Genomic DNA, 12,811 nt, shown 5'->3' with positions numbered 1-12,811 from the left:
ACCTGAAGGCCCAGCAAACCAACCCAACTTTAAGTGATGGGTACCGCATCCTAATTTTCAACAAGAATGCGCCGGAAGATCCATTTATGTTTGAGCTCCGCATAATACGTAAGAATATATTTACTGTCTATATATTATTGAGTATACTTTATTTAGTCAATATATAAGTAAGTTCTATAATATAGAGGTGTGTATGAAAAGGATATTGAAGCTTCTACTTAACAGGATCTTTTTAGTCGGCATACCAATTCTTATCCAAGTATTTGCTTTAGTCCTTGTCATTTGGAAATTCAGTAACTTCTTTGTTTATTTTTATGCAATTTGTACCTTACTGAGTGTAGTAGCCCTGCTAAGGATATTAAGTGGCAAGGTTAACCCCGCCTATAAAATTGCCTGGATTGTTCCAATTATGCTCTTTCCCATCTTTGGTGGACTTTTTTATCTGCTATTTGGGGGTAAGAAATTAAGTAAACGTTCAAGAGAAAAAATGAAGGCGATTCAGGAGAAAATGATCAAATTACTGGGTCATAACGAGATGATTAACCAGAAAATCAAAGCCAAAAGCTTAAGTGCAGCCAATCAATCATACTATATAGAAAACTATTCCTTCTGTCCGGTCTATCAAAACACGACTTCTGAGTATCTTACACCAGGAGAGCGAATGTATGAACGCTTACTAGAGGAACTAATCAAGGCGGAAAAATATATATTTCTGGAATACTTCATCATTGAAGAAGGAACCTTCTGGAATTCAGTACTGGATATTCTAATCGAAAAGGTAAGTCAAGGAGTGGATGTTCGTGTCATTTATGATGATGTCGGATGTCTTTTTACGTTACCATATGGCTATCATAAACAACTTGAACGAATGGGAATCAAGTGCTGTGCTTTTAACCCCTTTATCCCAGTTCTGTCGTCTCAAATGAACAATCGTGATCACCGAAAAATTGCAGTCATCGACGGTTATACGGCCTTCACAGGCGGTATCAATCTCGCAGATGAGTATATCAATGCTTATAATAAATATGGACACTGGAAAGATTCAGCTGTCCTTCTTCAAGGAGATGCAGTTTGGAGCTTTACTGTAATGTTTCTGTCGCTATGGAATCATCACCGAAATACAGATGAAGACTATGAACACTTCAAACCTATGACCAAGGATATAAAGGAATCGGATGGCTATGTTCAGCCTTTTGGCGACACTCCATTAGATGACGAGTCGTTAGGGGAAACTATTTATTTGAATCTTATCAACACAGCTGAGCAATATGTCTATATCTATTCCCCGTATCTCATTCTCGACAACGTGATGCTTAATGCCCTTTGCTCTGCAGCTAAGCGAAATGTGGATGTTCGAATCATAACTCCTCACATCTGGGATAAATGGTACGTTCATGCTGTGACCCGCGCAAACTATGATGCCCTTGTGGAAAACGGCGTAAAGATCTATGAGTATACCCCAGGCTTTATGCACGCTAAATCCCTGGTGATTGATGACAAGCTGGCTGTTGTCGGAACAATTAATTTAGATTACCGCAGTCTATTCTTACATTTCGAATGCGGGGTCTGGCTTTACGAAACACAAAGCGTTTTGGAAGTAACTAAGGATTTTCTTACGACCTTAGAACGATGTCAACCTGTCACATTGACGGACTGTCGGGCTGTCAAATGGTACAAGCGTCTGGGTCGTTCTGTTCTCCGTGTTTTCGCCCCGCTTATGTAATAAAAAGTGATAACCGTGCAGTAACGTCTGCACGGTTATCACTTTTGGGGAGAATATTTTGATTAAGTCGTAGGCTATTCTTACACGAGTAATTTATCCAACCCCCAGAACACACTCATCCCAAAGAGGATTCCTAAAAATAAATTCGGTACGAATTTTGAAAAGAGAAATGTCAATATTCCCGCCCAGAGAAAGGGGTTATTCACAATAACAATTGTTCCACTCGGTGTTACTAGCTCGGGAACAACTAAGGCAGCGAGTAAGGCGATGGGAACAAGCTCGATAAAATCTCGAGCAAACCCCTTAACATTCTTTCCTTTAAATAATAGAAAAGGCAGTACCCGCGAACCATATGTAACAATTGTCATTAATAAAACGGTTTCAAGCAATTGGATTGACATGAATATCTTCCCTTCTCATGCTAGACCTCTTAAATACTCTTTTGGCTATCACAGCCTACACTTTCAGACGCTTTCTTCCCACGCCACCATGCCCCAATGCCTGCAGCAACAACCACACTAATAATTAAGTAAATTTTCCCTGGAATCAGCAGCTTTAAGAAAACTGCCAGAGCTGCAGCTAAGATATACGTGAAATAATTCTTCTTTGACAAAGAGGATGTTGTTAGGATGATGAACAAAGCTAAGAGGGCAAATTGAAAACCCGAGAACTGAATAGGGAGCCATTTACCAATTAACCCCCCCAGGATAGTAAAACTTACCCAAGTTGCATAAGCTCCTAGGTTAATCCCTAGCATAACTCTACGACGGTTTTCTTCTCCCTCAACATTCTTCAAAACCTTGGTATTAAGCACAAATGTTTCGTCGGTAAGCCCTTGAGCTAAACCTAGTGACCAGGGGAGTGATCTCTCCGGGAAATAGGGAACAACCGACAAGCTCATAATAAAATGTCGAATATTTACAATAAGGGTTGTAACCCCAATCATTAAAGGGGTTGCTCCTTGATGGATCATTTCTATCGCAATAAACTGAGAAGCACCGGCATACACAAAGAGCGACATCAATCCGGCTTCCCAAAAGGTTAAACCGAACTGCGTCGCGAGAATACCAAAGGTTATAGCCACTGGTGCATATCCAATTGCAATTGTCAATGATTGACTTAAGCCGTAGGTAAAACCTTTTTCAATAGTACCATTAGACGTATCAGCTTTGTAAGACATTGAGTCATCCAGCTACTTTCTCTATAACAGATAAAAAGTCAGGGTATGAAACATCAGCCGCGGCCATGTCTGCCACACTAACTCCTTCCTTTGACAACATCCCGGCAATAGCCCAGGACATAGCTAGGCGATGATCACCTAAACTGCTAACCTGTCCTCCGTTCAGCGAAGTCTGACCATGGATACGCAGACCATCTGGCAGTTCTTCAACTTTAGCTCCCAGAGCACTTAGACCTTGAACAACAGTACTTATTCGATCCGTTTCTTTAACTCTCAGTTCTGCCGCATCCCGAATAACAGTCTCTCCTTCAGCCAAACTTGCCGCTACGGCAAGTATAGGGATCTCATCGATCAGGCGGGGAATTAGGTCTCCGGAAATTTCAACACCTTTAAGTCTTGTAGGACGGACACGTATTGTAGCTCTGGGCTCACCACATAGTTCTTGGACATTAATTAATTCGATATCTGCACCCATGGCTCTCAATACATCTAAGATTCCAGTACGAGTTGGGTTGACGCCAACATTGGGTAAAACAATCTCCCCTTGCCCTACCAAGCTTCCCAAGACTAGGAAGAAGGCTGCTGATGAAATATCCCCCGGTACTGAAACAGCTTGACTTTTTAGACTTCCTCCACCTTGGATCCTGACGAGGGTCTTATTGCTCCGGACGTCAACTCCGAACCCTCGGAGCATACGTTCAGTATGATCTCTAGAAAGCACCGGTTCCTCCACACTTGTCTCACCATGAGCTCTTAACCCAGCTAAAAGGATGGCAGATTTTATTTGAGCTGAAGCAACAGGGGTTTTAAAGGGATGACCCTCTAACTGACCGCCCTGCATTGTAAGTGGAGCAAAATTCCCATCCCTACGCCCCATTATCTGCGCTCCCATCACCTTAAGAGGATCGGTAACTCTGCGCATAGGTCGTGATCGAAGAGAGTGATCACCGCTCATTGTGACAGTAAAAGGACTCCCTGCCAGGGCACCCAGCATCAGTCTCATTGTCGTTCCCGAATTACCTGCATCAAGAACATCGTCTGGTTCCTTCCAGGCCTCAATGCCCTCACCACTTATCCACACGTCAGTACCCTGTCTCTCCCAAGATACTCCTAATTGTTTCAAGCATTGAAGGGTACTTAAACAGTCCTGGCCCAATAAAAAATTTGATACATGTGTTTCTCCATGAGCCATCCCGCCAAAAAGTGCTGCTCTATGAGAAATAGACTTATCGCCAGGAACTTCGATTTCGCCTCTCAGTGTGGTGATCGGCTTGATATACACGCCTCCCATAAATGATTACCTCCCAGCGCATTCAATTACCATTAGTAGTCTCTATTATAACCTAAATTCTTATCAATCACATACGATATTGCGCTTAATTAAGACTTTCCCTCGCCAGGTGAGCCTTACGAAAGGCTTCGGCAATTCCCTCTCCATCCCCTTGCAGAAGGGACTCCTTCAACTCCTGGACTCTTTGTTCCCATAAAGTAAGCCCTCCTAAAATTGCGTCAGCATTTTTAACCATTATTTCTTTCCACATTTCAGGAGAACTGTCCGCTATGCGTGTTATATCACGAAAACTACGACCAGCTAAAGCAAAAGGCTCTTTACCTTCTTTGGAAGCATCTTGAGTTGCTAAGGTTAAGGCTACGGCTAACAAATGGGGGATATGACTAACCATTGCCACTTCCACATCATGTTCAAGAGGTTCTCGAAATACCACTTTGGCACCAAATCCTTTTAAAGTAGCGGCTAGTTTTTGAAAGACATGAGGAGGACAATCCTTGTCAGGTGTTAGGACGTAAGGGTAACCCTGAAAAAGGTTAGGATCCGCCACTCTAAATCCTGACTGTTCGGAACCGGTCATAGGGTGTCCGCCAATAAAATAGAATTCCGGAAAATCCTTCTGGGTGTCAACTCCTGATTTCCTGCAAATACCTCTCTTTAGGCTTCCCACATCTGTAACAACTGCTCCCTTAGGAATCCTTCCCGTCAATTGGTCAAGCCCTTCCTTCAATATTTGTAACGGAAGTGCCAATACTATCAAATCCACATCTAAAAACTCTGGTACGGATGTCCAACCATCCTGCAGCCAGCCCCGCACTACTGCTTCCTCGATACTGGCCTTTTCAGAATCGATTGCTGAAACATCCCACCCCGCATTATGCAAAGCTCCTGCCCATGATCCTCCAATGAGACCCAGACCGAAAATGCAAGCCCTCGGTATACGAAGGCCTGACCATCCCGGTGTTAATTCTATTTCACTCTTGGTAAATATAGATACATCACTCAGCACGCTTACTCACTTCCCCTAACTCACGATCTAACACGGAAGTCAGTCTTGCCAGATCGCCCATCATGACTTTGAACTTTTCAGGTGTTAAAGATTGTTTGCCATCTGAAACCGCTTTTTCCGGGTGGGGATGCACTTCAACAATTAATCCATCGGCCCCTGCAGCCAGAGCTGCTTTGGCCATAGGAGGGACTAAATGCCACTTTCCGGTTCCATGACTAGGGTCAATTATGACCGGTAAGTGAGAAAGTGTATGCAAGGCCGGAACCATACTCAAATCCAGAGTATTTCGAGTGTAACTTTCGAAGGTTCGAATTCCTCGTTCACAAAACATTACTTGATAATTTCCGCCATCCATAATATACTCTGCTGCCATCATCCACTCTTCCAAGGTCGCAGACGGCCCTCTTTTGAGAAGAACCGGCTTCCCACACTTGGCGGCTTCTTTAAGAAGAATGAAGTTCTGCATATTACGAGCCCCAATTTGAAGAACATCTGCATAATCTGCCACTAAAGATACATCTCGGGCATCAATAACCTCTGTAATTACTAAAAGACCGGTTTTCTCACGAGCTTCGGCCAGATAACGTAATCCTTCCTCTTCAAGTCCTTGAAAGGAATAGGGTGAGGTTCTTGGTTTAAAGGCACCCCCACGTAGGAAGGTCGCCCCTGCTTCTCGCACCGCATGAGCTGTTTCTAGAATTTGTTCCCTGCTTTCAACCGCACATGGCCCTGCCATGACATGAACCTTATTACCGCCAATTTCTTGATCGCCAATACGAATAATGCTGTTTGCCGGATGAAATTCTCGACTCACCAATTTATAAGGGGCTAAAATAGGCACAACCTTTTCTACAAATGGCAATGCTTCTAAATCGAGGGCTTCAAGACGACTACGGTCTCCAATTGCCCCCATAATTGTCTTTTCTACCCCTTGGGAAAGATGAATCTTAAAGCCCTCTTCAGTTAATCGTGTGGAAACCTCTTCAATCTGTTCTGCCGTTGAACCCGTTTTCATTACTACAATCATCGTAATACCCCTTTCTACCATCCTACATTTATTTATTTAATTTGGATGCAAAAAGACACCCTGAATAGAGGGTGCCTTGATTCCCAATTGCTCCCATCCTACTATTCTAACAACCCATCCGGCAACTCCGTTAAACTCGCTCAGGCGATAACGGAAAACCATCCTACTTAAGCTTTGCCTAACAAAGCTTGTTTATACAAATACGATAAAATTAAATTAGAGCTATCTTAACATAGAATGGGCTGTCTCTACAACCCCTTAGGTAAATAATTATTCTGTGGTTATTTATTATAGTTTCCCATTAGTATCGATTACTACAGCCGCCGGGTAATGTCGGTACCCCTTGTTAATGTGCTGGCAAACAAAACGTCCCCTTGACATGACATCTTCCCTTGACATCTTAAACTTCTCGTCCTACAGCCTTCGCAACCGGTCTGAGTCTATCCATGAATTCAGCAAAATGTTCGAAATTCAGGGACTGATCTCCATCACTTAAAGCAAGCTCCGGTTGAGGGTGGACTTCGATCATTAATCCATCTGCACCAGCAGCAACTCCAGCTAAGCCGACAGGGTTAACCAATGACCATTTCCCCGTTCCATGACTCGGGTCTAAAAAAACAGGCAGATGGGTTAGTTCCTTTAAGGCAGGTATGGCTGTAATGTCCACTGTGTTACGGGTATAGGTCTCAAAGGTTCGAATCCCTCGTTCACATAATACTACCTGATCGTTGCCCTCTGCCATGATATACTCTGCAGCATAAATCCACTCTTCTAAAGTAGAAGCTAAACCTCTTTTAAGAAAGACGGGATGCTTGGTTTTCCCTATCTCAGTTAAGAGCGTATAGTTTTGCATATTGCGAGAACCAATCTGAAACATATCAGCCACTAGTCCAACTTGTTCAATATCTCGAGCATCCATTACTTCTGTCACTACAGGCAGACCGGTTAAGGCTTTGATTTGGGCTAACATTTCTAAGCCTCCCACACCTTTACCTCGAAAGGAATAGGGAGAAGTTCTTGGTTTGTAAGCACCGCCTCTTAACATCGTAGCACCAAGACGTTGAACCTCCAAAGCTGTACTTAATAGCTGGTCATAACTTTCAATGGCACAGGGACCGGCAATGACGACCAGCTGAGGGCCCCCGATGATAACATCTCCCACTCGAACCGTAGTGGTTTCTTGTTGTTCTTCCTTCCGTCGAGCGATTAGCTTCATCGCGCTCTCCTTCTTCCTAATATAGCTTGGTGTTTAATCTTTTTCGGGATCACCCTCTAAAAGATCTTTACGTAATTTTACCGCATTTCGCAAAAAAATGTGACGAATCTCCTTTTGACTGCGTTCAGTATTAACATGCAGCAGTACGCGGATACAATAGGGAAGTCCACCGGGAACCGGAATTTCTGTGGAGCATAGAAGCGGTACCAGCTGCCAGCCAATTGCCCTGGCACTTGATGCCGGAAAATCAGCATCTAAATCTGAGGTTACCGTGAATATTGCACTAACCAAATCCTCGGTGCAAAGTGAATTCTCAGAGAGAATCATTTGCAATAATTCCTGGGTTGCTTCTCGGATCTCTGCAGCATCATTGTGCTCCACCGTAGTCGCACCCCTTATACCTCGCACCATCGTTCATCCCCCCTTATTCCTTGGGAGCAACTCGATGTCCCAGCCCAACAGCCACCTCATCTAAATGCAAGAGTCCAATTCCAAAAAAGACCGCCACACTTAAATGATCATTTTGACGAGCAATCCCAATTTTCCCACCAATATTCAAACCCATAGCCTTGTTCATTATTTGACTTAAGGCTTCACGCGTGGCCCCAGCAACAGCCCCCTCGTCCCCGTGAGTCTCTTGGATCGCTCCTTCGCGTTTGGCAGCTACTATAGCACGTTCTACAATCTTGCGAACAGAAGCGATATACTCGCCACCATAATCAACTGCAGCTGTTTTAACCCCCATCTTAAGGTAAGACTCTTTCAAATTGGTTTCTTCTTCCCGACTTTCACTCATAGCCATTTTCAACGCAGCAAGTGCGATCTTTTTGCTTTGTGTCATCTAAGCGTTCTTCCTCTCCAAAACTAAAATTTAACAACCTTATAATGGTAGAAAAAGACACCTCTCAGTGCCTTTGATTTTTGTCAAACCATCCCACCATTCTTCAATTATACGTTTATCATATTATACCCATACCATCCTACCATACTACCCTCCTTTTCTCATCTATACTCTATGAGAAAAAACCAAACAATTATTACCAATAATTATAGTACCACGGAGAGCGCTTTGCAACATTACTGCTTTATGATCATGTTCTGAATATTGCCCTGGATTATAAAAACTTGATTTTGACGGGGCTCAAGTAATTGAATATCTTTTTTTATAACCTGTACCTTTACGGTTTGATTAATACCTATTCCATCAAGTTGAATTTGACCGGATTGAATGGCAATTTGCTGTTCTCCTTTGGCTAAATTTGCGATAACTGTTCCATTTTGAACCACCCTAATCGGAGCAGCAGGAGTAGCCTTTAAGGTAATCACCCAAGTTTTCGCCGACTGTTGAAGATCTGCATTAGCAAGTGCCGGCAGTTCTAAAGGAGGCGCTTCTACCTTGGACGCTACAGAGACGTAGAATTCAAGGGGATCCCTTACAGCACTTAATTGCATTACTAAAAGCAAAACAGATGCTAAAACCATAACCCGAATTATCCGTCGTTCTCCTCGCTGGATCATATTCCATATTAACTCAATTAAACTTCCTCTTCGACGCACGTACATCACCTCGAAAAGAGTTTATGCAGGAAGCTAATTAATCAGACCTCTAATATCCACGAACTATCCTATAACATTTCCTGCCGCCCGGCCGGCTCTATAGCCCATGGCAAAAGCAGCTTGAAGATTATAACCACCTGTTATACCGTCAACATCCACAACTTCACCGGCCCAAAAGAGTCCTTCAACACATTTCGAAGCCATTGTTTTGGGATTGATTTCTTTGACATTAATTCCCCCGGCAGTTACTATAGCGGTTTCCATAGAAAGGGTGTCTGTAATAGTGATGGTTAATTCCTGTAACAATTTAACCAAAGCCTTGCGTTGGTCCCGACTAATTTGATGAACTACCCCATCCGGGTTTATCCCACTCAGACGAATTAAGACCGGTATTAAGCTTTGAGGCATAAGATCATCCAGGGCATTTTTGCACTGTTTATTGCTATACTTTTGAAAATCCCGCTGAACTCGAAGATCTAACTGTTCATTTGTTAAGGCTGGTTTAAGATTAACTTTTAATTGGACTTTCTTTCCCTCACGAAGTGCATCTCCCGCTTGTCGGCTCAACGTCAAAATAATAGGGCCTGACACTCCAAAATGGGTGAACAGCATTTCCCCAAATTCCGAATGCTGTTTCTTTCCTCCGATCCATAAGGATGCCTCCACATTGCGCAGAGCAAGACCTTGCAGCTCTTTAACCCAGCCTTCTGCAGCTTTAAGGGGAACTAACGCCGGTCTGGGGGGAATAACCGAATGTCCAAGTTTTCGAGCAAATCGGAATCCATCCCCATTTGAACCGGTTGCCGGATAGGAGGCCCCCCCCGTACAAATAACCACATGGGGAGCTGAGTACCTTTGTCCATTTCCTGTTACTCCAACTACATGCCCATCTTCAACCAGAACTTCTTCCACACTAATACCTGATTTAATAATAACTCCCATTTTCTTGAGAAAGATGATAAATGCTTCAACAATCTTTTCCGCGTCATCCGAGACCGGAAAAACTCTTCCTCCTCGCTCAACCTTTGTCTCAACGCCATAATTAGCAAGAAACTCTCTCAAGGCTACGTTATCAAAATCTCTCAAAATACCATGCAAAAAGCGGCCATTTCCTGGATAATGGCTTATAAAATCGGACACATTTTCAACATTGGTTATATTACAGCGTCCTTTACCTGAAATCGCAATTTTTCGCCCTAAACGTTCCTTCTTTTCTAAAAGCAGAACTCTTGCACCTTCGCTGGCTGCTTGTCCGGCAGCCATCATACCGGCAGCGCCACCGCCGACTACAATAACATCATACTCGTTCATTATTAATTCCTTTCTCTGACACAGGGATACTAATTAGCATTTGATATGTAACGTGCATTTTGCCCCATAAACTATTATGTGCTAAGATTGATAAAAGTTAATAATAATCTTTTGGGAGGAATTCAGTATGAGTCTTGATCAACGCACAATAATTATTTCGCAAATTTCTGCGGCAGTTGCTTGTAATGCCCTGGCAGCACTGCGCCTATCAATAACCGAAGGATTAAATATCGGTTTAACCAAAGAAGAGATTCTAGAAGTTATCGGCTTGGCTAAAGAGGTTCAACAGCAACCAATATCTCATGTAACTCATATGACGGATCAAATCTTACGTGAAAACAAGAAAAAAACACACGAGCATAGCGCCCACTGTGGATGCGGCGGGCACCATGCTTAGTATTACCCCCTAGGTTGTTTCTTTAATCTTAAATTAGCGAGTAAAGAACCCTCCACCTTCAGGACTACTAGTTGCACAAACTAAACACAAGTCACCCTTATCGAAAATGCGTTTACCGCATTGTGTGCAATACTTGGGACTGCCTTCGTGGACTAGTATTTTACCAGTAATTAATCGATGAGACAAGGGTTGATAATTAAAGGTTAAGGCTTGAGATCGACAGGTCTCCATACAACGATGGCATTGAACACATTTCATAGGTTCAAATATCAGCCGTAGGGATGTGATCTTATCCTCTTTAGTCAAATCATCTTCCTCATTAGAGACTGAGTTCATTTCTTCTCGCTTCTGTAAGGCGCCCTGAGGACATATCGCTGCACAAACTCCGCAGCTTGTACAGGAATCAGCAATTGAAATAGCCTGAAAAGGAATCTTCTCTTCCGAGGAAGCCCCGAAGGCTTCAATCAGCCACTGACGAGATTTTGGAATATGATAAGTCTCATCTGCCGTCAGGCTAGGGAGCCATTCCTCGATCTTCTCTCGACTTTTCTGCCGCCATCCCAAGGAAGAGTCTTTTTGAATGCCTGGCCTGGGCACCTTATTAATAGCAGCCTCATGCCCCTCAAGAGACCCTTGATCTGGTTGAACCTTAATATGAATCACAGGATGTGTCGGCCAGTCTGCATGCACCCCTTTAAAGGCCTCAACACTAATTGCACATGCTTGGCGATCAAGACAATCTGCACAGGATCCTGTGCAGATTGTTGCTGATTTTTCCTTAGCTAACAACATTAGGGTCATCCAGCTGTCTCTATCTAACATTCCCAAGCAAGGTATCTCAAAACCACCAGGGACTGCTTTGGGACAATTCAGAACAATTTCTTCAGCCTCTTGAAGGTATTGATAGAATTTATCGATGGAATGATCTACAAAGCCGCCACTTGGGCAGACAGCCATGCAAACTCCGCATTCTGTACAACTCTTAGGATCAAGTTCACGATAGTTTGAGATGGCTTGATGGGGACAACTCTCAATACAGAGCTTACAGGAACTAGCATAGGGTCTTTTCGTGTTAAGACAATTACCGTTGTGATAAACCATTTGACATGTCATAGTTGTATCCTCACTATTAATTACTTCTTGTCCATCACAATTCTTTCTTGCTTTCTTAATTCATCTTTACATAATTAGGATTACCTTAGGCTAACTCTCTCATTCTTATTATCACCGTTTGCTCTGGCTAGCGTGTCAAAAGAGGCTAGAAACCTTATTTTGTTTCTGCCTCATTAACTCTTAATCCTCAATCATATACTTGGCAAGATGGTTCTCTACCCCAACTAGATGATCCAACATCCGTTTTTTAGCTTTCTCAGAATCATGGTTCTTTATAGCCTCGTAAATTAAAAAATGCTCATTATACAACTTTTCAGGGGTGTCTGCGTGTTCATAAAGTTTACTGCGGCTGGTTTTAAGAGCCTTTCTCATTGTATCTGAAAGTGTATTCATTAAGCGAAAGAGGATTTTATTATGAGTCGCTCTAGCAATTGCATAATGAAAGTAATGATCAGCCTCTTCACCTAGATGATGTAATTCGAGATCCTTCCGCATAATTTCCAACGCTTCAAACATCTCATTTATTTCATCTTCATCAGCTCTCGCAGCCGCTAAGCCGGCAGCCTGAACTTCTAAAATCTTTCTGGCCTCATAAAGTTCCAGGTCAGTATCTTTTTCTATAAAGAGCATCCAGGCCAATGGGGTTACTACAGATTCAATATTAACCTGTCTTATATAAGTTCCCTCGCCGGAACGCACTTCTATTAAGCCCATCATCTCTAGGGCACTGATCGCTTCCCGAATAGACGCACGACTTACCTGAAACCGTTCAACTAATTCCCGCTCTGAGGGTAACCGGTCACCAGGCTTTAGTTGGCCCTCGGCAATGAGTTGACCGATCTGATCAACAATCTGCTCGTAGATCTTTCGGGTTCTAATGGGTTTTAGAATCACCCTTTATTCACTCCTCGCACATCGGTTGTAAAACCATAACCGTACTTAGTTTACCATAGCTATCCACTATATGAAACATGGGAACACTTTATTCTT

14 protein-coding genes are annotated in these 12,811 nt (G+C 43.0%); 2 read left to right on the top strand and 12 right to left on the bottom strand.

Translation table 11 applies throughout. The features are described 5' to 3' along the window. Positions 1-193: 193 nt before the first annotated feature. Complete coding sequence (gene cls / locus DP73_RS18290; protein ID WP_034601507.1) at positions 194-1,723, top strand: cardiolipin synthase; 1,530 nt, start codon at positions 194-196, stop codon at positions 1,721-1,723. 80 nt (positions 1,724-1,803) lie between these two features. Here cls and DP73_RS18285 read toward each other — a convergent pair whose 3' ends face one another. From DP73_RS18285 to DP73_RS18240, 10 genes are all read right to left on the bottom strand, one after another. After that, entirely contained in the window at positions 1,804-2,124 is a 321-nt protein-coding gene (locus tag DP73_RS18285) for an AzlD domain-containing protein (protein WP_014902053.1), read from the bottom strand. Between the two features lie 29 nt (positions 2,125-2,153). Continuing rightward, complete coding sequence (locus tag DP73_RS18280) at positions 2,154-2,903, bottom strand: AzlC family ABC transporter permease (RefSeq protein WP_034601504.1); 750 nt, start codon at positions 2,901-2,903, stop codon at positions 2,154-2,156. 4 nt (positions 2,904-2,907) lie between these two features. Next, entirely contained in the window at positions 2,908-4,194 is a 1,287-nt protein-coding gene (gene aroA, locus DP73_RS18275) for a 3-phosphoshikimate 1-carboxyvinyltransferase (RefSeq protein WP_034601503.1), read from the bottom strand. An 85-nt stretch (positions 4,195-4,279) separates the two neighbouring features. Further along, positions 4,280-5,200 (bottom strand): prephenate dehydrogenase/arogenate dehydrogenase family protein, encoded by a 921-nt coding sequence (locus tag DP73_RS18270; protein WP_081963096.1) that lies wholly within the window; start codon positions 5,198-5,200, stop codon positions 4,280-4,282. Further along, entirely contained in the window at positions 5,190-6,227 is a 1,038-nt protein-coding gene (gene aroF / locus DP73_RS18265; protein WP_034601501.1) for a 3-deoxy-7-phosphoheptulonate synthase, read from the bottom strand. Before aroF (DP73_RS18265) ends, DP73_RS18270 begins: the two co-directional genes overlap by 11 nt. A 400-nt stretch (positions 6,228-6,627) precedes the next feature. Further along, positions 6,628-7,464, bottom strand: coding sequence for a 3-deoxy-7-phosphoheptulonate synthase (aroF, locus tag DP73_RS18260; RefSeq protein ID WP_282432707.1), 837 nt, complete (start codon positions 7,462-7,464; stop codon positions 6,628-6,630). Positions 7,465-7,476: 12 nt separating this feature from the next. Continuing rightward, the gene (gene aroH, locus DP73_RS18255; protein ID WP_034601500.1) at positions 7,477-7,854 is read right to left on the bottom strand and encodes a chorismate mutase; all 378 of its coding nucleotides are present in this window, start codon (positions 7,852-7,854) and stop codon (positions 7,477-7,479) included. 13 nt (positions 7,855-7,867) lie between these two features. Further along, positions 7,868-8,284: a HutP family protein gene (locus tag DP73_RS18250; RefSeq protein ID WP_034601499.1), complete on the bottom strand. Its 417-nt coding sequence runs from the start codon at positions 8,282-8,284 to the stop codon at positions 7,868-7,870. 236 nt (positions 8,285-8,520) lie between these two features. Next, a complete protein-coding gene (locus DP73_RS18245; RefSeq protein WP_348982460.1) occupies positions 8,521-9,006 on the bottom strand; it encodes a hypothetical protein in 486 nt (161 codons plus the stop codon). Positions 9,007-9,063: 57 nt separating this feature from the next. Continuing rightward, complete coding sequence (locus DP73_RS18240; protein WP_034601496.1) at positions 9,064-10,311, bottom strand: NAD(P)/FAD-dependent oxidoreductase; 1,248 nt, start codon at positions 10,309-10,311, stop codon at positions 9,064-9,066. Between the two features lie 127 nt (positions 10,312-10,438). Between DP73_RS18240 and DP73_RS18235 the strand changes: the two genes are divergently transcribed. Next, positions 10,439-10,708, top strand: a complete 270-nt coding sequence (locus DP73_RS18235; protein WP_034601494.1) for a hypothetical protein — start codon at positions 10,439-10,441, stop codon at positions 10,706-10,708. Between the two features lie 33 nt (positions 10,709-10,741). On the opposite strand, the gene DP73_RS18230 is transcribed toward DP73_RS18235, so the two are convergent. Next, entirely contained in the window at positions 10,742-11,821 is a 1,080-nt protein-coding gene (locus tag DP73_RS18230) for a 4Fe-4S binding protein (RefSeq protein ID WP_034601492.1), read from the bottom strand. 180 nt (positions 11,822-12,001) lie between these two features. Then, positions 12,002-12,715: a FadR/GntR family transcriptional regulator gene (locus DP73_RS18225; RefSeq protein WP_034601491.1), complete on the bottom strand. Its 714-nt coding sequence runs from the start codon at positions 12,713-12,715 to the stop codon at positions 12,002-12,004. Positions 12,716-12,811 lie beyond the last annotated feature (96 nt).

The sequence above is a fragment of the Desulfosporosinus sp. HMP52 genome (assembly GCF_000765145.1).
GTDB lineage: Bacteria > Bacillota > Desulfitobacteriia > Desulfitobacteriales > Desulfitobacteriaceae > Desulfosporosinus.
This window is presented reverse-complemented; position numbering and strand designations above follow the sequence as displayed.